The following is a 20,890-nucleotide window of genomic DNA, read 5'->3' on the forward strand; positions in this document are numbered from 1 at the left end:
AGCGGAACCGCCGCTCGAAGGTCGCCTTCCCCGGGAAAAGAACCTGTCCTGTCGGGACAAGCACCCTGGTATCTGTTTAAAGTCGCGCCAATTCGAGAACAAGGGAGCCGCGCTCATGGCCGCATTCGATTTTGCACCGCTCCTGGCGGCTGGGCTTCCCGCGCCGGCCGGCCGCTGGACGGGGCTGGCCAAGTACAGCTTCGTCGGTGGCAACAATGATGCCGATGCCGTCCCCGTGGACGATCTGCGCGCCGCGGCGGATGCCGTGCTCGGCCGCGAGGGACGCTCGCTCGCCACCTATGGCCTTGCGCATGGGCCGCAAGGCTACAGGCCGTTGCGGGATTTCCTCGCTGCAAAACTGTCGCGCGACGCCGGCATGTCGGCACGCGCCGACGACATCATGATCCTCTCTGGCTCGCTTCAGGGGCTCGATCTCGTCAACCAGGCGCTGCTCGCGCGGGGCGACACCGTGATCGTCGAGCAGGACAATTACCAGGGCACGCTGACGCGGCTGGCGCGGCTCGGCGTCAGGCCGATTGGAATTCCGCTGGACGGAGACGGGATGCGAACGGATGTGCTGGCCACGGTGCTGGCCGACCTCAAGGACCGCGGCATCCGGCCGAAATACATCTATACCATTCCGACAGTGCAGAACCCGACCGGCACCATCATGCCGGAGAACCGCCGCGCCGAGCTCCTGTGGCTGTCGCGCGCCTATGGCGTGCCGGTGTTCGAGGACGATTGCTACGCCGACCTGATCTGGGACGGCAAACGGCCGCGCGCGATCTACGGCCTCTCCGACCATGGCGGCGTGATCCATCTCGGCTCGTTCTCGAAGTCGGTCGCGCCGGCGCTGCGGGTCGGCTTCCTGGTCGCGCCCTGGGAAATCATGTCGGTGCTGCTCGCGCTCAAGACCGATGCCGGATCAGGTGCGCTGGAGCAGATGGTGCTGGCGGAATACTGCAAAGCGCATTTCACAAGCCATGTGCCGCAGCTCGTGCGCGGGCTGCGCGCCAAGCTCGACACGCTGATGGAGGCGCTCAACGCCGAGTTCGGCACATCAGCCGAGTTCGAGGCGCCGAAGGGCGGCATCTTCCTGTGGGTCAAGCTGCCGGACCAGGTCGACGCGATGAAGCTGTCGCAGGCCGCGTTGAAGCGCGGCGTGTCGATCAATCCGGGGCCGGAATGGTCCACCGACGCCGCGCATGCAAAGAGCCGGCTGCGGCTGTGCTTCGCCAGCCCCTCGCACCAGGAGATCCGCGAGGGCATCGCCGTGCTGGCCGAAGTCTGTCACCAGGAGTTCGGCGTGCCCCAACGGTCGGCCAACAAGGCGCGCAGCCGCGCGGGCGAGTAATCGCGCTGGTTCAGCGCACCGAGAACGGCGACTGATAGGGCCGCCCGAACGGCACGCCGTTGATGACGGTCTGCACCGGCTTGAGCTGCAGCTTGCCCTCGCGCTTGTTGCCGCGGGTGTCGACGAAGGTCACGGGGCCCTCGACCAGATCGACGATTGCGAGATCGGCCGGCGCCCCGACCTGGAGGGTGCCGAGCTTCGGCGTGCGGCCGATGATCTTGGCCGGCGCCGTGGTCGTCATGCTGACCACCTGATCGAGCGAGAAGCCCATCGCCAGGAACTTGCCCATCACGTTGGGCAGGAACGGCATGCCCGGCGTATTGCCGGAGAACACGTGGATGTCCGAGGAGATCGTATCCGGGCCGCAGCCGCCGGGGATCGCAACCTCCGCGACCGTGAAGTCGAAGCTGCCGCCGCCATGACCGACGTCGAACAGCACGCCGCGCTGCTTCGCGGCGAGCGCTGATGGCAGCAGCTTGCCGTCCTGCACGATGTTGGTGAAGGCGCCGCCGAGGTTCGGCGCGCCGGAATAGGCATGAGTCAGGATATCACCGGGCCGCAGCAGGTCGAGGATCTGCGACATCAGCTCGCCGGTCTCGACGCCGCCGATATGCACCATCATCCGCGCCGGCCAGCCGCACAGCTCGCAGGCCTTGATGCCGCGCTTCAACGGCTCAAGACCGTGCTTGAAGATGACGTTCTCCGACATCCGCACTTTCACGCCGAGCAGGAAGTCCGGGTTTTCGGCCAGCGCCATGGCGCAGGCGTCCACCTGGGCGTTGTCGATGTTGTAGAGCTCGGCGACGGGGAATGCCGACAGGCCGTTGTTGGCGATATGGACGAAGGCGTAGATGCGCGCCCGCGACTGGCCGACGATGAAGCGGCGCAGCGCCGCGAGATTGTTCACGCCGGCGTCGCCGGCCGAGACCACCGTCGTGGTCCCTTGGAACTGCACCAGCTCATCCGGCGGAATACCGATCGCAGATCCGTAGGGGTAGACGTGGCTGTGGAGATCGATGAGACCCGGCATCACCAGCCGGCTGTTGGCGTCGATCGATCGCAGCGCACGCTCTGCCGGTATTTCGGTCTCGATCGCCTCGATGACGCCCCAGCGAATGCCGATGTCGCGCTTGCCCCGTAGCGACTGGCTGGGATCGATGACATCGCCGCCCTTGACCACCAGGTCGAACTTGTCCGCAGGACCCATCGCAGCAAGAGAAGGTACTGGCAGCGCAGCCATTGCGGCCGCTCCGGACGACAACAGGAATTTGCGGCGCGACAACGCGGGCATGGTCAGCCTCCCCTTTTGATTATTTGTAGTTACGCGGAGCATGCGCCTGGTTGCTTGAACCAGCAAGGCTGTCTCATCAAGAATGAGACTTTGTGCCAACGCGGAAAGCGCCGCTCCATCGTTGCGCCGTTGACGCAGTGCATTAAGATGGCGCGGCAGCCATCTCTGCGAGACCTGATGTCCTCGATCTCCCGCCCCCTGCTCGCGATCATCCTATGCGCATCCTTCCCCCCCGCCGCAGCGGCGGACGAAGCCGCCGACGTCGCGCGCGCCTGGGGCCTGATCGGGACCTGGGCAGCCGATTGCAGCGCGCCTGCCGTGAAGGGGCGTGGCGCCATCGTCTCCTACGAGGTCGCGCCCGACGGGAGTCTGATCTATCGCCGCGACCGCGATCCGTCCGACGTGAACGCGGTCGCAAGCGCCCGCGTGGAGTCCGATCAGACGCTGGTGCTGTCGATCATCCTGCCCAAGGCGCGGCAGACGCGCGAGAACGGAATCGCCAGGGATGCCGACGGCAGCATCCGCGCGCTGTTCAATCGCGGCGAGGACGACAGCTACAGCATTCGCGACGGCCGCTTCGTCGCCAACGGCAAGCCGACGCCGGTTCTCAGGAAGTGCGACTGATCGCGCGGCGCAGCTTCAACTGCCCTTAGGTCCAGCAGCGTCCAGCCCAAATCTTAACGTCCGTTCAGCCACTTCGCGGAAGTTCCTGCGGAACGATCTTTCACACTTCAAGTTGACCTCGCGGAATTCATCCTGGAGGACAACATGAAGAAACTGGCTCTTGCACTCGCCTCGCTGTCGGTTCTCGCACTGGCGGCGCCGTCGATCGCCAACGCCGAGACCGTGATCATCAAGCGTGGCGGCCACCACTATCATCACGGCTGGGATCGCGGCCATCGCGGCTGGGACCGCTCGCGAGCTGAATACCGCATGCATCGCGAGTTCAGGCCCTATCATCGTCATCACGACCGCACCGTGGTCATCAAGCGCTACTGATCTGCTCAGCAGACAAGGAAATGGCCCCGCGAGGGGCCATTTTTCTGCGGCAAGTTCTGGAGGAATTCTTAGCGATCCCAGTCCGGCGCAAAGCCCGGATTGACGAATCGCTTGTCCTTCGGCAGCTCTGCGATCGTCTTGCGATCCTCATCATCCAGCTGAACTTTCATCGCGTCCCAATTGGCCTGCTGGCTTTCCTTGCGGCCAGCCTTCGGGATCGCCGCGACGTTGTCCTGGTCCAGCAGCCACTTCAGCGCGACCTGCGCAGCGCTGGCGCCGTGCTTCCGGCCGATCTCGGCCAGCGTCTCGTCGGCGGCGGCGCGGCCCTGCGCGAGGGGACAATAGGCGACCAGCGGGATGGCTCTGCTCTTCATGTAGGCCATCAGCTTCGACTGGTCGAGCATGACGTGATACTCGACCTGATTGCAGGCGACCGGCGCCTGGATGTCCTCGACCGCCTGCTTCAACAGCGCAACGGTAAAATTGGCCACGCCAATGGCCCGCGTGCGCCCCTCCTCCTTCAGCTTCAGAAGCGTCTCCAGCGCAGCCGGAAGATTCATTCCCTTGGCCGGCCAATGGATGAGGTAGAGGTCGACGAAGTCGAGCCTGAGCTTCTTCAAGCTCGTGTCGAACGCGCGGCGGATCGCGTCGGGCGCGAGGTTCTCCGGCCAGACCTTTGTGGTGACATGCAATTCTTCGCGCGGCACATTCGCCGGGGCGAGCGCAGCGCCGATCGCATCCTCATTGGCATACATCTCGGCGGTGTCGATGTGGCGATAGCCGAGCGCCAGCGCGCTCTCCACCGCCTCGCGGCACACGGTGCCCTGCATGCGAAACGTGCCGAGCCCGAGCTTTGGCAGACGGATACCCTGGGTTTCGATGACGTTCATGGATTCTCCTGGGAAGCCCGGACCGCCGGCGAGCGGCGACCAGCGACAGCGTCGATCAAACAAGACCTTGGCGGACTACGCTCAGTCTGCCTGCGCCGTGCTTTCGAGTTCAAGCGAGCCGACTGCCGACCTCAATCAAGATGTCGGCAGATCGGTTCCGGACAGTGGGATGCGGTGGAGCCGCGCTCAGCGCCAATTGCAGATGCCGCCGCTGCCCGGCTTGCACGGCCAGGTCTGGATGCGCGTGTCCATCGCCTGCGCATCCAAGGGATTGCTGCGGCGCTGGGCGAGCTTGGCGCGGGCGGCACCGCGGGGCCGCTCCGCCAGCTTCGCCGCGTGGCCTCGGCGCGTCGACGCGGCATGCGGAGTCACCGAGCCCACATCGTCGCCAGGCGAACGCGAGGCGAGTGCGGGACGGTCGGTGCGGGCTTCGATCGGCACGGGCTCGAAATGCGCTTCGGGGCCGAGCGGCTCCGGCGACAACACCGCCTTGGACAGATCGAGCCGCAGGAAGTCGCCGCGCTCATACGGGGTCGCGACGGCCTGGCTGGCCGTGAGCAACACGGCGCATGTGATCGTGCCGACCAAACCTCTCGAGACCATCCTGTCCTCCCGTCGTCCCACACGATCTCAATCGCGCGCCCCTGCTGCGAGATCCCTGGCCGCGGCAGGCGAAGGCTTCAACAAGAGCCTTTCGCATTCTCATCCGCGCTCCATGATGTTCGTTGTTCGACCGTTATCAGTCTGGAGAAAAGCTCCGGATCAGCCGGCCGTTGCGACGATCATAGCCAAAGTTCCGCTGGCGTCTCTCATGTAGGACACACGGCCGCCATGTCCAGGCCCAAAACCGCGAGTCACGGTTACCGCTGTGCACGGCGCTGGGCGCAAGCCGGATAAGTCATACTTATATTAAGTCATACTAATTGGATGACTCGGCACGGATCCGGCAGTGCAGCGTCTCCGCACTGCTTGGCGCGATATGCATCAGCCCAGGCTTGGTGATGAAATCGGCATCGACATCCGCGGGGCTCGCGAAGCCCCGCCAAGGCTCGATGCACAGGAATGGCGCACCACCCGGCTTCGACCAGATGCCAAGCTGCCGGAAATTATCCCAGGATAATTCCAACGCCGGCCCCCTGGTTCCGACAAAGCGAACCGAGTGACTGGCGAGCTGATGGAGGATCATCGCATCATCGGCAAACAGACCTTCGTTCAGTGACAGAACGCGTCCCTCGATCGGTGACGCCTCGGGCTCCGCGCGCAGCAATCCGGCGGACAGCCGCCGGATCGGCGCCGGCTCCGGCTCTGCAAAGACCAGCCGGTAGCTGTCCTTCGCCTCGCCCGGGAGCAGCGGCCAGTTGAATGCCGGATGGGCGCCGAATGAGGCCGGCAGCATGTCGTCGCCGGGATTGGCGATCTCGATCTGCATGTCGAGCGCATCGGCCGTGATCCGGTAGGTCAGGGTCAGGCTGAAAGCGAAGGGATACCGTGCGCGCGTGGTCTCGTCATCGGTCAGGCGCAGCACGCAGATTTCGGCGCTGCGCTCCAGCCAAGCGAAGCGCAGGTCACGGGCAAAGCCGTGCTGGGTCATCGGATAGGTTCGGCCGCGATGCTGCAGATGGTCACCCTTGAGCCGGCCAACGATCGGAAACAGCCAAGGCGCATGGCGCGGCCAGGCGGGGCCGGCCTGCCAGATGAGCTCCAAGCCTTCGGCCGTCTTCAGCGAGCAGAGCTCGGCGCCATCAGCCTTGATGCTGGCAGTGATGCCGCCGGCGCTGATCGTATGGAGGTCGTCGCTCATGTCGCGTCACCGCTCTGCGAAGGGATTGACCGGGTGATGCCGGATTGCGCGGGCGGCGTCCAGAGCCGTCCCCGCACGCTCGGCGCTCGCCGCAAGCACCTGAACGATGGAAGCGGGTCCGCCCCTGTCATCGCAGCGCAGTCGAATGAGGCAATCCGCGCCTGATCTTCGTGCAGGGCCTCCGCTTGCCGGGACCATTCATTCGTGTACGAATGAATGCAACCGGCTTGATGCTGCGCCGCATGCAGGCGCAGACTGCCGCAAAATGCTTCGCCAGGAGAGAAGGATACCCCGATGGCTCACGACGCGCCGCAAGCGACTGGTCCCAGCAAGCTGGTCATCCGCAACATCGGCCTGACGCTGTCCGGTGCGCTGGAGCGGCCGATCCTGGATGCCGATACGATCGTCGCCGAGAACGGTAAGATCACTGCCATCGGCCGGTACAAAGACGTGGACGTCGAGGGTGCGACCACCATCGTCGATGCACACGGCACCACCGTCGCGCCCGGACTGATCGACAGCCACGTGCATCCCGTCGCCGGCGACTGGACGCCGCGGCAGAACCAGAGCAACTGGATCGACTCCTACCTGCATGGCGGCGTCACCACGATGATCTCCGCCGGCGAGGTGCACATGCCCGGCCGCCCGCGCGACGTCGTCGGCCTGAAGGCGATGGCGATCTTCGCGCAGCGCGCATTCTGGACGCTGCGTCCCGGCGGCGTGAAGGTGCATGCCGGCGCGCCTGTCATCGAATGCGAGATGGTCGAGGACGACTTCAAGGAGCTCGCGGCCGCCGGCGTGAAGCTGCTCGGCGAGGTCGGCCTCGGCGGCGTCAAGGACGGCCCGACCGCGCGCAAGATGGTCGGCTGGGCGCGCAAGTATGGCATCCAGAGCACGATCCACACCGGCGGTCCCTCGATCCCCGGCTCCGGCCTGATCGACAAGGACGTCGTGCTGGAAGCCGGCACCGACGTGATCGGGCACATCAATGGCGGCCACACCGCTTTGCCCGACGATCAGATCCGCTGCATCTGCGAGGGCTGCAAGGCGGGCCTGGAACTGGTGCACAACGGCAATGAGCGCTCGGCGCTGTTTACGCTCCGCACCGCGCGCGAGATGAACGAGCTCAACCGCGTCATCCTGGGCACCGACGCGCCGGCCGGCTCCGGCGTGCAGCCGCTCGGCATTCTCCGCATGGTGTCGCTATTGTCGTCGCTCGGCGACATCCCGGCCGAGATCGCCTTCTGCTTCGCCACCGGCAACACCGCGCGGATGCGCGAGCTCGATTGCGGCCTGATCGAAATCGGCCGCTCCGCCGATTTCGTCATCATGGACAAGGCGCAGCATTCGCCGGCCAACACCCTGCTCGACAGCATCCAGCTCGGCGATCTCCCCGGCATCGGCATGACCATCATCGACGGCATCGTCCGCACCCAGCGCAGCCGCAACACGCCGCCGGCGACGAAGATCCCGGAGATCGTGGCGAAGTAGTTGCGACGATTCAATTTCCGCCGCAACAGTTGAGCGCGGTGCTCGTGAATGCGCCCTCTCCCCTTGTGGGAGAGGGCATGTAGGACATAGCAGCAAACTCGGTTGGGTGAGGGGTCCTCTCCGCGAGCGCCACTCGCGGAGAGGACCCCTCACCCAACCGCATGCATGGATGGGCCGTCGATGCCCTCTCCCACCCTGGCGAAGCTTTGCTTCGCCTTGGGGGAGAGGGCGCTGTATCTGACAGGCGCTCCCAACGACGCGATGAGTTTGGCGAAGGACCGTAGGGTGGGCAAAGCGATGCCGTCAGGCGGCGCGTGCCCACCATTGGCAGATGTGGTCGTGAAGATGGTGGGCACGCTGCGCTTTGCCCACCCTACAGGATTTGAGCGCGTTGGACTACCGCAGTCGGCTCAACAGCGACAACAGCGTCTCGCGCTCCTTCGCGTCCAGCGGCGCTAGTGTCTCCTTGGAGATCGCGAGCGCCAGCGGCGCGGTCTTCTCCGCAAGCTGCTGCCCCGCGCGCGTCAGGCTAACGAGGAGCCGCCGACCGTCCTGTGGATCCGCGCTGGTCTCGGTCAGCCCTCGCGCGGTCAGGCGATCAATGACGCCCTTGATGGTCGCAACATCCATCGCCGTCAATCGGCCGAGCTGGTTCTGCGAGCACGGGCCGGTCTCGACGAGCTTCGACAACGCCGCCCATTGCGTCGGGGTCAGGTTGCTGCCGATGTCGCGGGCGAAGATCATGGTATGGCGCTGCCAGACCTGGCGCAGGATGAAGCCGATCTGGTCGTCCAACACGTAGGTCGACTTCGCCGGCTTGGCGGCGGTTTTCACGGCCGTCTTGGCCGGTGGCTTCGGCGTGGCCTTGGTGCCTGCCTTTGTCGGCCGCTTCAACGTAGCGGTCTTTGCCATGATCGCCCTCGCCTCAGATCGACAGATGCGCGTCGCGGATATCGGGCCGCGCGTCGAGCTCGGCCATGGTGCCGGCAAAGCAGATGCGGCCGCGCTCGATGATGTAGGCGCGATCCGAGATCAGTTTTGCGAAATGCAGGTTCTGCTCGGACACCACCAGCGACACGCCTTCCTTCTTCATCGTCAGGATCGCATCGACCATCTGCTCGACGATCTTCGGCGACAGGCCTTCCGAGGGCTCGTCGAGCAGCACCAGCGACGGATTGCCCATCAGGGTGCGTGCGATCGTCAGCATCTGCTGCTCGCCGCCGCTCATGCGCCCGCCCGGCCGGCTCTTCATCTCGCCGAGATTGGGAAACAGCTTGTACAGCTTCTCACGCGTCCATTGCGGCGCGCCCGGCCGCGGCTTCTGCCGGCCGACTTCGAGATTCTCCTCGACTGTCAGATCGGTGAAGATGCGCCGTTCTTCCGGCACGTAGCCGAGACCGGCGCGGACGATCTCATGCGTCGGCGCGCTCGAAATGTCCTTGCCCTCGAACATGATCTGCCCCTCGCGCAGCGCGACGAGGCCGACGATCGAGCGGAAGGTGGTCGACTTGCCGGCGCCGTTGCGGCCGAGCAGCGCCACCACCTCGCCCTCGCCGACCTCCAGCCCGATGTCGAACAGGATGTGCGCCGGGCCGTAATGGCTGTTCAGATTGGAAACGGACAGCTTCATGCCGAGGCTCCCTCGCGATGCCTTGCATCGTACAGCAGGCCCTCGCCGAGATAGATCGCCTGCACCTCGCGATTGGCGCGCACCTCGGCCGGCGAGCCCTGCGCGATCAGGCTGCCGCGGTTGAGGACGAGGATGCGATCGGCATGCTCGAACACGACATCCATGTCGTGCTCGGTGAACAGCACGCCGATCGACTGCTCACGTGCGATCTTTGCGGTCAGCCGCATCAGCTCGACGCGCTCGCGCGGCGCCATGCCGGCGGTGGGCTCGTCCATCAGCAACAGCTTCGGCTGATTGGCCAGCGCGATCGCGAGTTCCAGCCGCTTGAGGTCGCCATAGGCGAGCTCGCCGCAGGGCCGCTCGGCATAGCCGGCCATGCCGACGAGATCGAGCAGACGATCGGCTTCGCCGCGTTCGATGCCAATCATCGGGCTCCAGAAATCGAACAGGCGGCGATGATGCGACACCAAGGCAACCTGGATGTTCTCGCGCACCGTCATGGTCGGATACGTCGCGGTGATCTGGAAGGTGCGGCCCACGCCGAGCCGCCAGACCTCGCGCGGCTTGCGCCCGGTCGTCTCCTGCTCCATCACCGTGATGCGGCCGCTGTCCGGCACGTTCTGGCCGTTGAGCATATCGAAGCAGGTGCTTTTCCCCGCGCCGTTCGGGCCGATCAGCGCCAGGATCTCGCCGGCCTGCAGCATGAACGACACGTTGCGCACGGCATGAATGCCGCCATAGGATTTCGTGAGGCCTTCGACCGAGAGCAAGGACACACCGAGGCTCATTGCGCGCCCTCCATCTCCGCCGCCAACGCCGCCGGCTTGGGGGCCGTTGCCCGGCGCCGGTGCATGACGCTCTCGACCACGCCGACGATGCCCTTCGGGAACACCACGACGATCAGCACGATGAAGATGCCGAGCACGAGCTTGGACCAGTCGGTCTGGCTGACCAGCCAGATGTTGAGCGCCTTGTAGACGATGGCGCCGAAGATCGCGCCGGGCACCGTCTCGACGCCGCCGAGCAGCACCATGACCAGCGCGTCGACCGACAGCGAGATGCCCATGTTGTCCGGGAACACGCTGCCCTTGAGATAAGCGAACAACGCGCCGCCGATGCCGGCCGTGGTGCCGGCGATGATGAAGGCCGTCCACTGGATGCGCTTGCCGTTGATGCCGATCGACTCGCTGCGCAGCGGCGAGTCGCGCATGCCGCGCAGGGCATAGCCGAACGGCGAGAAGGTGATGAGACGCAGCGCGCTGACGACGAAGGCGGAGACGCCGAGCGCGAGCCAATAGAAGTGCGACGGCGAGGCCGCCCATTTCTCCGGCCATAGGCCGAGAATGCCGTTATCGCCGCCGGTCACGGCCACCCACTGGAACGCGATCGACCAGACGATCTGGGCGAACGCGAGCGTGAGCATCGCGAAGTACACGCCCGAGAGCTGCACGGCGAAGGCGCCGAACACGGCCGCGCCCGCCGCGCCCAACAAGGGTCCGAGCAACAGGCAGGCGATCATCGGCAATCCCGCCATCTTGGCGAGGAACGCGACACCATAGGCGCCGAGGCCGAAATAGGCGGCGTGCCCGAACGAGGCGAGGCCGCCCACCGCCATCAGGAAATGCAGCGACGCGGCGAAGATCACGAAGATCGCGATCTCCGAGCCGACGGTCAGCGCGTAGTTGCCGGCGATGAAGGGCAGCATCGCGGCAAACGCCAACGCGACGAGAGAGGCAAGACGCTCGACCGAGTTGAGGGGACGCCAGGGAATGACGGTGAGACCCGGCGTGCGGCGCGCCGGCGCCTCCTTCTTGCCGAACAGGCCCCAGGGACGGACGACCAGCACGACGGCCATCACCAGGAAGACGAGGATGAGCGAAATGGTCGGGAAGATCAGAATGCCGAAGGCGTTGAGCTCGGACACGAGAACGGCGGCGACAAAGGCGCCCAAAATGCTGCCGAGACCGCCGATCACGACCACGACGAACACCTCGACGATGATTCGCAGGTCCATCGCGTGATGGACGGCGTCACGCGGGATCTGCAGCGCGCCGCCGAGCGCGGCCAAGAAGACGCCGACGGCGAAGACCGAGGTGAACAGCCATTTCTGATTGACGCCGAGTGCCGCCACCATGTCGCGGTCCTGCGTCGCCGCGCGCACCAGGACGCCCCAGCGGGTGCGCTGGAACAGCAGCCACAGCGCGCCGAGCACGACGGGTCCGAGCACGATCAGGAACAGGTCGTCGCTCGGAATGTTCTGGCCGAAGAAATCGACGGCCCCCTTGAGGCCAGGCGCGCGGCGGCCGACCAGATCGTCCGGACCCCAGATCAGCACGACGAGGTCCTCGACCATCAAGGTGAGGCCGAACGTGCCGAGCAGCTGGAACAGCTCCGGCGCGTGATAGATCCGGCGCAGCAGCACGATCTCGACGAGGACGCCGATGACGGCGACCGCAAGCGCCGCGACGACGATGCCGCCCCAGAAGCCGAGCGGGCCGGACAGCCGCTCGGTGAGCGAGAACGCCACATAGGCGCCGAGCATGTAGAACGCGCCGTGCGCGAAATTCACGATGCGGGTGACGCCGAAGATGATCGACAGTCCCGACGCCACCAGAAACAGCGAAGCTGCACTGGCAAGGCCGGTCAGGAACTGGACGAAATAAAAGGCCATGGGCGGTCCGCGTGAGGAGATCGTCTGTGTCGAATGAGCCGCGTGGAAGCTTGCATGATGAGCCGCAAGCGTGGGGTGAGGGCCCTCGGCCTGAACCTGTAGATCAGGCGTCACAATCCCTCACCCCGCCCGCTCTCCCCCGCGGGAGGGGAGGCAGGAAGACGTAGATCAGTCTTTGGGTCGCAGCTTGGCGACTTCAGCGTCGCTCGGGAGATAGTCCGAGCCCTTGCGATAGACGCTGTCGACCATGATGCCCTTGCCGTCCTTCAGCGCAGTCTTGCCGACGAAAGCGCCGAGCGTCGACTGGTGGTCGTTCTTGCGGAAGGTGATCTCGCCGAACGGCGACGGCACGGAGAGGCCTTCGGCGGCGGCGATCAGCTTGTCGGCGTCGGTCGAGCCGGCCTTGGCAAGAATGGCGGCGGCCGACTTGATGGTCTGGTAGCCGACGATCGAGCCGAGGCGCGGGTAGTCGTTGTACTTGGCCTGATAGGCCTTCAGGAACGCGTCATGCTCGGGCGTCTTGATTGCGTACCAGGGATAGCCGGTGACGATCCAGCCTTCCGGCGTCTCGTCCTTGAGCGGATCGAGATATTCCGGCTCGCCGGTCAGGAAGCTGACCACCTTACGGTCCTTGAACAGGCCGCGGGTGTTGCCCTCGCGGACGAGCTTCACGAGGTCGGCGCCGAAGGTGACGTTGAGGATCGCCTCCGGATTGGCGGCGGCGACGGCCTGCACCACCGGGCCGGCGTCGATCTTGCCCTGCGGCGGCCACTGCTCGTCGACCCACTGGATGTCCGGACGCTTCTCGGACAGCAGCTTCTTGAACACGGCAACGGCCGACTGGCCATATTCGTAGTTCGGCGCGATCGTCGCCCAGCGCTTGGCGGGCAGCTTGGCGGCTTCCTCCACCAGCATCGCCGCCTGCATGTAGTTCGAGGGACGGAGGCGGAAGGTGTATTTGTTGCCCTTCGACCAAGTGATGGCGTCGGTCAGCGGCTCGGCCGCCAGGAAGAACACCTTCTTCTGGTTGGCGAAGTCGCTGACAGCCAAGCCGATGTTCGACAGGAAGGTGCCGGCGAGCATCGCGACGTTCTCGCTCGACACCAGCTCGTTGGCAGCGGTCTGGGCGTCGGCCGGCTTTCCGCTGTCGTCCTTGGAGACGACGACGAGCTTCTTGCCGTTGATGCCGCCCGCCGCGTTGACCTCTTCGACCGCGAGCTGCCAGCCCTTGCGATAGGGCTCGGTGAACGCCGGCAGCAGCGAATAGCTGTTGATCTCGCCGATCTTGATCACGTCCTCGGCGCGCGCCGCGCCCGTCAGTCCCGCGACGGCAAGGCCCAGGCCTGCCGCAAGCATCGTTCTCCGTCGCATCCCTTCAGCCTCCAGTTTGATTTGACTTATCGTAGACCGTCGTCGCCCTTGATCTCGGCGACGGTGAGCCCGCCGACGCGCGGCAATGGACGTCCGCTGTCAGTGACGGCGAGCGCGACCATGATCTCGTTGGCACGCGGCGCATCGTTGATCTGCACCTCCATGCCGTCGAAATGGCTGCGCACGAAGGCGGCGTCCTTGTGCCCGAGCGGAATGTCGAGCGTGCAGCCGACGCCGCCGCGCTTCTTCGACGACGGGATCAGCGCCGCGCCCTTGCCGAGCACCTTGCGCACCGGCGCCCCCATCTTCGGATGCAGGATCGCCGCCGCATGCTCCAGCTCGCCGTCGCTACCGACGGCGGCAGCCTTGCCATAGCTGTGAGCAGCCGGCCCTTCGATCCCGAGCGCAGCCACCGCGCGCTTGGCCAGCATCTCGCCCAGCTCCTCGCCGATCGCGATCAGCGGCGAGAGATCCTCGACATAGCGTCCGGCGAACGGGTTTTCGATCACCGCCACGGCGGCGGCGCGCCGCGTCGGCGGCGAGATCGTCCGGCCCATCTCCTGATGGACTTCCTCGACCACGGTCAAGATCTTGCGGATGATGGCGCTCATCGTCGGCAGTTCCTCATGTTCCAACCCGGCATGGATCAAACCTCACGCCGCCGCCGCCCGCAACCGCGACGGATTGACGATTTCGATCGGGCGCGGACCGACGACGCGGATGGCCCCGCCGAGCTGGAGGACCGCGCCTTCGATCAGGCCCGCCGCCAGCAGGGCCCGCGCAGAGCACTCGCCCGACGTCAGGGCCGTCGCTACATCAGTATCGCTGAGGTCGCCGACCTCGCGCGTGACGAGCCGCTGACCCAGATCGCTGTCGGGCTGAAGTTCGCAGGCCGGACGGCGGATGACGGCGGGATGGCCGGGCAGATCCACCGCGTTGCCGATGACGGTCGCCGCGGCGTCTGCCTGCGCGGCGGTCTTGGCCAGCACCGTGACAGCATCGGCGATGCCGAGCGAAAAGCTGCGGCCATGACGGCCGGACGTGGCAACGCCACCGATTTCATCATTGGCGCGCAACGTCATTCGGCGCATGGTTCCGGCGCTGTCCGGCCGATCCATGAGCCCGACGCTGAACGTCGCGGCGTCCCGCAGATGCAGCGCGATGTCGCCGCCATTGTTGACATAGGCGCGCGTCAGCTTCGCCGCGCGCAGCATCGCGCCAAGAATTTCTTCCGCCACCGCACCTGCGACCGCCGCCATCGGCGTGATGAACATCTCGGCCGTGAACGGCGCCACCGCTGCATGCATGCGACGGGCGACGACACCGCTCAGAGAACAAACATCCCGATCGGCGGCCTTGCGCAGCTCCCGCAGTTCCGAACAGAGCTCATCGAGCAAACCCGTGAAGCGCTCCGCGGCCCCCTGATAGGCGGCGCGGATCTCGGCCTCGGGACCATCAGCGCCGATGATCAGATCGATCGGCCCATCCTGAAGATGCAGCCGCCGGTCCGGCAACAGCGCGATCTGGGGCTGACGGCTCATACGCCCTGCCCCGGCCACGGCAGTTGGCGGATATCCTTGCTGACATCCTTGAGCGACGCCAGCGGCTGGACATAGTCCATGTGGCCGCCAAGCGCCTCATAGTCCGACAGCTTCATGGTGAATTCGATTGGCGCCACCAGCGCCGGTGTCGGCACATAGCCGAACGCTCCCGCGGGCATTTGCGTTACGTCGACCATGTAGGTGATGCCGCCGCCCGGCCAGACATAGACCGGCGCGCCGCCCGAGGTGACGCGCGTCAGCGCATCCTTGACCGAGCGCGTCAGCCGCACCGGATTATCGGTGACACCCGCGCGCAGCGAGCCGCCGGCGCCGGCCATGAAAAGCACGGTGCACAGCGCCGGCTCGCAATTCTCCTGGATGCGATCGACCGAGAACTGCAGCTCCGGCGGCATCTCGCGCTGCACCGGCTTCAACGATTCATCGAGGACGTAGTAGCCGGCATGCTCGCCGGTCGTCGACACCATCAGCAATGTCGTGCCGGGCTTCGCCGTCTTCGGGTCGAACGGCCCGAGAATGGAAAGCGGATCGGAGATGTCGGTACCGCCCCAGCCTGTACCGGGCTGCGCCACCTGGAAGTAACGGCCCGGCGTCGAACGCCGGCCCTTCATCTTGATCCCCGTCGAGGGAATGTCGAGCAGCTTGCCGGCCTGGTGCTCAGACAGCACACCGGTGATGTGGTCGTCGACCACGACGACCTCGTCGACCTTGCCCTGCCACTGCTTGGTGAACATGCCGATCGTCGCCGAGCCGCAGCCGACGCGCATGCGCTCTTCCTTGACGCCATTGACGACAGGCGGCTGCCCGGCCTGCACGATCACGCTGGCGCCGCCGTCGATGGTGAGCTCGACCGCCTTGCGGTTGCTGAGATCCATCAGCGCATCGCAGGTGACGCGCCCCTCCTTCTTCGAGCCGCCAGTGAGGTGATGCACTCCGCCGAGCGACAGCATCTGCGAGCCGTATTCGCTGGTCGTGACGTGACCGACCGCCTCGCCATCGACGCGCACGGTCGCAGCCTCGGGGCCGAGATAACGGTCAGTGTCGATCTTCACCTTGACGCCGCAATAGCTGAAGATGCCCTCTGTCACGACGGTGACCATGTCGACGCCCTCGACCTGCGACGACACGATGAACGGGGCCGGCTTGTAGTCCGGATAGGTCGTGCCGGCGCCGATCGCGGTGACGAACAGCTCCGGCTGATGCACGATCTTGCCGTCCCAGTCGCCGCTGGCCTGAAACGGCACCAGCTTGCCGCCATGCGACACCGTGCGCTCCAGCAGGATGTGCGGATCGACGCGCACCAGCACGCCGTCCTGATTGGCGTAGCGATCGCAGGCGCCGGCCGCACCCGGCTTGATGTAGCACATCACCGGACAGGCATCGCAGCGGATCTTGTCCCCTGCAGCGTCGCTCGCCGTCTCAGTCACCATGCGGAGAAGCCCATCTTGAAGCCGTGGCGGCGGCCGTCGCCAGCACGCCGCGGCAATTCGTTCGTACACGAATGATGTCGCGCCGCTTCGCCGACTGTCAAGCGCCGCCGCGAGCGAAAAGCAGGTTTGCCGGATAATCGATCAGTTTGCCCTGCACAATGACGACAAATCGTGCACACGCTGCAATGCGAAACGCGGTACTTGCATGTTAGTACACAAACGATAGGCTCCCGGCGATCGCGATCGCATCCTCGTTAACGATACCATAGCGGACGACAGAAGGGCATGACGCCAGCACCGATTCGGCTGACCGTGAACGGACAGACGCATGACGTCGCCGCCGCGCCCGACACGCCGCTGCTTTATGTGCTGCGCAACGATCTCGCCCTGAACGGTCCGAAATACGGCTGCGGCCTCGGCGAATGCGGCGCCTGCACCGTGCTGATCGACGGCCGCGCCGCACGCTCCTGCGTGATTCCGATCGAAGGCTGCGCAGGTCGCAGTGTGACCACACTGGAAGGACTCGGCTCGCGCGAAGCGCCCGATCCCGTGCAGCAGGCCTTCATCGCCGAGCAGGCCGCGCAATGCGGCTATTGTCTCAACGGCATGATCATGACGACCAAGGCGCTGCTGGCGATCAAGCCGGATCCGTCGCTCGACGAGATCAAGCAGGCGCTGCGCTACAATCTCTGCCGCTGCGGCGCCCATGTCGAAATTCTCCGCGCAGCAATGCGCGCGGCCGGCCACACGCTCGAGGCGCTTGACTGATGACCGAGCGAGCCACGGCCGATCATCTGCGCGGCATGCTGACCGTCGAGCGCCGCATCGCCGACGGCCCGTCCGAAACCTTCATCAGAATCACCGCGGCAGGCGAGGTCTCGGCCTTCAACGGGCACGTCGATCTCGGCACCGGCATTCGCACCGCCCTGGGACAGATCGTCGCAGAAGAGCTCGACGTCTCGTTCGCGCGTGTCGTCGTGGTCCTCGGCGACACCGCCGTCGTGCCCAACCAGGGCGCAACGATCGCCAGCGAGACCATCCAGATCACCGCGGTGCCGCTGCGTAACGCAGCCGCGCAGGCGCGCGCCTTTCTGTTGGCGCGCGCGGCGACGCAGCTTGGACTTGCCGTCGACGATCTGACCGTTGAGGACGGCCTGGTTCGCGGTCCCAACAATCGCGTGCTCAGCTACGGCGAGCTGATCGGCGACGACACCATCCGCCTCGAATTGGCCGACGATGTCGCCGTCAAATCCGTCGACAACTATCAGGTTGTCGGCCGCTCAGTGCCGCGCGTCGACCTGCCGGCGAAAGCGACCGGCGAGCTGACTTACGTCCATGACGTGCGCGTTCCCGGCATGCTGCATGGCCGCGTCATTCGTCCACCTTATGTCGGCGTCGATGCTGGTCCCTTTATCGGCACCAGCCTGATTGGCGTCGACAAGGAGTCGGTGCGCGATATCGCTGGCTTGGTCGACATCGTCGTGATCGGCGATTTCATCGGCGTCGTCGCCGAGCGCGAGGAGCAGGCGATCCGTGCTGCCGAGCGGCTCCAGGTGAACTGGAAACCCGTGCCGACCTTGCGCGATCTCGACGATGTCGAGAATGCGCTGCGGGCCAATCCATCCGAGCCACGCCGGCTGCTCGACAAGGGCGATGTCGACACGGCCATCGAAGGCGCCGCGACGCCGATGCGGCGGACGTATCTTTGGCCGTATCAGATGCACGGCTCGATCGGTCCCTCCTGCGCGGTCGCCGATGTTCGCGACGGCCACATTCGAATCTATTCGGGCACGCAGAACCCGCACCTCCTGCGCGCCGATCTCGCCAAGCTGATCGACTGCCCCGAGCACCAGATCGAGCTGATCCGGCTCGAGGCCGCCGGCTGCTACGGCCGCAACTGTGCCGACGACGTCACCGCCGACGCGCTGCTGCTGTCGCACGCCGTTGGTCGGCCGGTGCGCGTGCAGCTGACGCGCGAGCAGGAGCATGTCTGGGAGCCGAAGGGCACCGCGCAGCTGATGGACGTCAATGGCGGCCTGAATGCCGACGGCTCCGTGGCGGCCTACGAGTTTGCCACGCGCTATCCCTCGAACGGCGCGCCGACTCTGGCGCTGCTGCTCACCGGCCGCATCGCGCCGGAGCCGGCCGTGTTCGAGATGGGCGACCGTACGGCGATCCCGCCTTATGATTACGACCACATGCGCGTGACCGCGCATGACATGCCGCCGATCGTACGCGCGTCCTGGATCCGCGGCGTCTCGGCGCTGCCCAACACCTTTGCGCACGAATCCTATATCGACGAGCTCGCCGCCGAGGCAGGCGTCGATCCGATCGAGTACCGGCTGCGCTATCTCAAGGACGAACGCGCGCGCGATCTCGTCAACGCCGTTGCCGAACGCGCCGGCTGGACGCCGCGTCCGGTGCGAGAGGAGAAGACGCCGGAGAATGGCGTCGTTCACGGCCGTGGCTTCGCCTACGCACTCTACGTCCACAGCAAGTTTCCCGGCTATGGCGCGGCCTGGTCGGCGTGGATCGCCGATGTCGCCGTCAACACCACGACCGGTGACATCAGCGTCACACGCGTGATCGCGGGCCAGGACTCCGGCCTGATGATCAATCCGGACGGCGTGCGCCATCAGATCGAAGGCAACGTCATCCAGTCGACCAGCCGCGCGCTGATGGAAGAGGTCCCATTCGCGCGCGGCAAGGTGGCGGCACGGGAATGGGGCGCCTACCCGATCATCACCTTCCCGGACGTACCCAAGATCGACGTGCTGATGCTGCCGCGGCCGGACCAGCCGCCGCTCGGCGTCGGCGAGTCGGCCTCGGTGCCGAGCGCCGCCGCCATCGCCAACGCGATCTACGACGCCACCGGCGTTCGCTTCCGCGAGCCGCCGTTCACGCCGGAACGCATTCTGAGAGGCCTGCGCGGCGACCAGGTCGAGCCGGCAAAGCCGCAGCCGCTGCCTGCGCCAGAGAAGCCCGCGGCTACGTGGCTCAAACCGTTTGCGAAGCGTGGCGGCCTGATCGCCAGCGCGGTTGCGGCCTGCGCCGCGGCCATCGGGGTGGCGACGGCCGTGCTGCCCTGGCGCGCCATCGCGCCGATCACGCGTCCCGATCCCTCGGTCTACTCAGCGGCGACCATTGCGCGCGGCGAGGCGCTTGCTGCGCTCGGCAATTGCGCCGTCTGCCACACCTCGGATGGCGGCTTGATCAACGCCGGCGGCCGCCCGCTGGAGACGCCGTTCGGCACCATCTTCAGCACCAACATCACGCCGGACGTCGAGACCGGCATCGGCGCGTGGTCCTATCCCGCCTTCGAGCGCGCGATGCGCGACGGCGTGCACCGCGATGGCCGACAGCTCTATCCCGCGTTTCCCTACACGCATTTCGCGCGGACCAGCGATGCCGATCTGCAGGCGCTCTACGCTTATCTGATGGCGCAGCAGCCAGTGCGGCAGCACGCGGCAGACAATCAGCTACGCTTTCCGTTCAACCTGCGGCCGCTGGTCGCCGGCTGGACTGCGCTGTTTCACAGCACTGAAGCCTTCAAGCCTGATCCCACCCGATCAGAGCAGTGGAATCGCGGCTACTATCTCGTCGAAAGCCTCGGCCATTGCAGCGCCTGCCACTCGCCGCGCAACACGCTCGGCGCCGAGCAACGCAATGCTTATCTCGCCGGCGGCTTCGCCGACGGCTGGGAGGCGCCGGCGCTGACGGCGCTATCGTCATCGCCGATCCCATGGACCGAGGACGAGCTCGCCACTTATCTCCGCACCGGCCAGTCGCGCTTCTACGGCGTAGCCGCCGGTCCAATGGCGCCGATCGTCAAGGATCTCGCCAAGCTGCCCGACGCTGATATTCGCGCGATGGCAATCTATCTGGCCTCCTTCCAGCGGGCAGCGCCTGAACCTGCGAAGTTGGAAACGCTTGCCTCAGAGCTAGAAGCGCGCACCAAGGTCACCTCCGCGTCCTCCCCGGCCGCACGGCTCTATCTCGGCGCCTGCGCCGTCTGTCATGAGGTCGGCGGACTGCCGCTGTTCGGCAGCCGGCCTTCGCTCGCGCTCAACAGCAACCTGCACAGCGCCACGCCCGACAATCTGATCCAGGTGATCCTGCACGGCATCATGAAGCCGGCATCGTCCGACCTCGGCTACATGCCAGCGTTCAAGGACCATCTCAGCGACGCCCAGCTCGCCGAGCTCGTCTCCTATCTCCGCGGGCAGTTCGCCCCGGACAAGCCAGCCTGGACCGCTGTGGATGCTGCCGTCAGTCGCATCCGGTCGGCCACGCCGCATTGAGACCGACGATGCCATCGCCGCTGGCGCCAAGACCACCACCCTGACGCGCATTCGGGCAGCGTTCTGCTCCTAATTTCGCCTTGCGGCAGACGCCCTGCCGCT

General features: G+C 65.9%; 18 protein-coding genes. 6 read left to right on the forward strand and 12 right to left on the reverse strand.

Translation table 11 applies throughout. The features are described 5' to 3' along the window. The first annotated feature begins 115 nt into the window (after positions 1-115). Positions 116-1,354, forward strand: a complete 1,239-nt coding sequence (locus ACVILH_RS32145) for an aminotransferase-like domain-containing protein (RefSeq protein WP_456716478.1) — start codon at positions 116-118, stop codon at positions 1,352-1,354. Positions 1,355-1,364: 10 nt separating this feature from the next. Here ACVILH_RS32145 and ACVILH_RS32150 read toward each other — a convergent pair whose 3' ends face one another. Beyond that, positions 1,365-2,645: an amidohydrolase family protein gene (locus ACVILH_RS32150; RefSeq protein ID WP_456716479.1), complete on the reverse strand. Its 1,281-nt coding sequence runs from the start codon at positions 2,643-2,645 to the stop codon at positions 1,365-1,367. A 177-nt stretch (positions 2,646-2,822) separates the two neighbouring features. Between ACVILH_RS32150 and ACVILH_RS32155 the strand changes: the two genes are divergently transcribed. Beyond that, positions 2,823-3,269, forward strand: a complete 447-nt coding sequence (locus ACVILH_RS32155) for a hypothetical protein (protein WP_456716480.1) — start codon at positions 2,823-2,825, stop codon at positions 3,267-3,269. 144 nt (positions 3,270-3,413) lie between these two features. Continuing rightward, positions 3,414-3,644, forward strand: coding sequence for a hypothetical protein (locus ACVILH_RS32160; RefSeq protein ID WP_456716481.1), 231 nt, complete (start codon positions 3,414-3,416; stop codon positions 3,642-3,644). A gap of 68 nt (positions 3,645-3,712) precedes the next feature. On the opposite strand, the gene ACVILH_RS32165 is transcribed toward ACVILH_RS32160, so the two are convergent. The 3 genes from ACVILH_RS32165 to ACVILH_RS32175 form a co-directional block, all read right to left on the reverse strand. After that, entirely contained in the window at positions 3,713-4,534 is an 822-nt protein-coding gene (locus ACVILH_RS32165) for an aldo/keto reductase (protein WP_456716482.1), read from the reverse strand. A 186-nt stretch (positions 4,535-4,720) separates the two neighbouring features. Then, positions 4,721-5,137: a hypothetical protein gene (locus ACVILH_RS32170; protein WP_456716483.1), complete on the reverse strand. Its 417-nt coding sequence runs from the start codon at positions 5,135-5,137 to the stop codon at positions 4,721-4,723. 316 nt (positions 5,138-5,453) lie between these two features. Further along, complete coding sequence (locus ACVILH_RS32175) at positions 5,454-6,335, reverse strand: aldose 1-epimerase family protein (RefSeq protein ID WP_456716484.1); 882 nt, start codon at positions 6,333-6,335, stop codon at positions 5,454-5,456. A 294-nt stretch (positions 6,336-6,629) separates the two neighbouring features. On the opposite strand from ACVILH_RS32175, the gene ACVILH_RS32180 reads away from it, so the two are divergent. Continuing rightward, positions 6,630-7,826, forward strand: a complete 1,197-nt coding sequence (locus ACVILH_RS32180; protein ID WP_456716485.1) for an amidohydrolase family protein — start codon at positions 6,630-6,632, stop codon at positions 7,824-7,826. Positions 7,827-8,222: 396 nt separating this feature from the next. Here the strand turns inward: ACVILH_RS32180 and ACVILH_RS32185 are convergent, their stop codons facing one another. From ACVILH_RS32185 to ACVILH_RS32220, 8 genes are all read right to left on the reverse strand, one after another. Continuing rightward, a complete protein-coding gene (locus tag ACVILH_RS32185) occupies positions 8,223-8,738 on the reverse strand; it encodes a MarR family winged helix-turn-helix transcriptional regulator (protein WP_456716486.1) in 516 nt (171 codons plus the stop codon). Between the two features lie 13 nt (positions 8,739-8,751). Continuing rightward, entirely contained in the window at positions 8,752-9,456 is a 705-nt protein-coding gene (locus ACVILH_RS32190) for an ABC transporter ATP-binding protein (protein WP_456716487.1), read from the reverse strand. Next, positions 9,453-10,244 (reverse strand): ABC transporter ATP-binding protein, encoded by a 792-nt coding sequence (locus tag ACVILH_RS32195; RefSeq protein WP_456716488.1) that lies wholly within the window; start codon positions 10,242-10,244, stop codon positions 9,453-9,455. The genes ACVILH_RS32190 and ACVILH_RS32195 overlap by 4 nt, the downstream gene beginning before the upstream one ends. Further along, on the reverse strand, positions 10,241-12,127 hold the full coding sequence (locus ACVILH_RS32200; RefSeq protein ID WP_456716489.1) for an ABC transporter permease: 1,887 nt from the start codon (positions 12,125-12,127) through the stop codon (positions 10,241-10,243). Before ACVILH_RS32200 ends, ACVILH_RS32195 begins: the two co-directional genes overlap by 4 nt. Before the next feature lie 168 nt (positions 12,128-12,295). Further along, positions 12,296-13,498 (reverse strand): ABC transporter substrate-binding protein, encoded by a 1,203-nt coding sequence (locus tag ACVILH_RS32205; protein ID WP_456716490.1) that lies wholly within the window; start codon positions 13,496-13,498, stop codon positions 12,296-12,298. A gap of 26 nt (positions 13,499-13,524) precedes the next feature. Next, a complete protein-coding gene (locus tag ACVILH_RS32210) occupies positions 13,525-14,109 on the reverse strand; it encodes an amino acid synthesis family protein (RefSeq protein WP_456716491.1) in 585 nt (194 codons plus the stop codon). Positions 14,110-14,151: 42 nt separating this feature from the next. Then, positions 14,152-15,039 carry a UPF0280 family protein gene (locus tag ACVILH_RS32215; protein WP_456716492.1) on the reverse strand — a complete coding sequence of 296 codons (888 nt, stop codon included), beginning with the start codon at positions 15,037-15,039 and terminating at the stop codon, positions 14,152-14,154. After that, a complete protein-coding gene (locus tag ACVILH_RS32220) occupies positions 15,036-16,487 on the reverse strand; it encodes a 6-hydroxynicotinate reductase (RefSeq protein WP_456716493.1) in 1,452 nt (483 codons plus the stop codon). The genes ACVILH_RS32215 and ACVILH_RS32220 overlap by 4 nt, the downstream gene beginning before the upstream one ends. Before the next feature lie 285 nt (positions 16,488-16,772). Between ACVILH_RS32220 and ACVILH_RS32225 the strand changes: the two genes are divergently transcribed. Together ACVILH_RS32225 and ACVILH_RS32230 are read left to right on the forward strand one after the other, a co-directional pair. After that, entirely contained in the window at positions 16,773-17,255 is a 483-nt protein-coding gene (locus ACVILH_RS32225) for a (2Fe-2S)-binding protein (protein ID WP_456716494.1), read from the forward strand. After that, positions 17,255-20,788, forward strand: coding sequence for a molybdopterin cofactor-binding domain-containing protein (locus ACVILH_RS32230; protein ID WP_456716495.1), 3,534 nt, complete (start codon positions 17,255-17,257; stop codon positions 20,786-20,788). Before ACVILH_RS32225 ends, ACVILH_RS32230 begins: the two co-directional genes overlap by 1 nt. Positions 20,789-20,890 lie beyond the last annotated feature (102 nt).

Source organism: Bradyrhizobium sp. USDA 4353 (assembly GCF_054063215.1).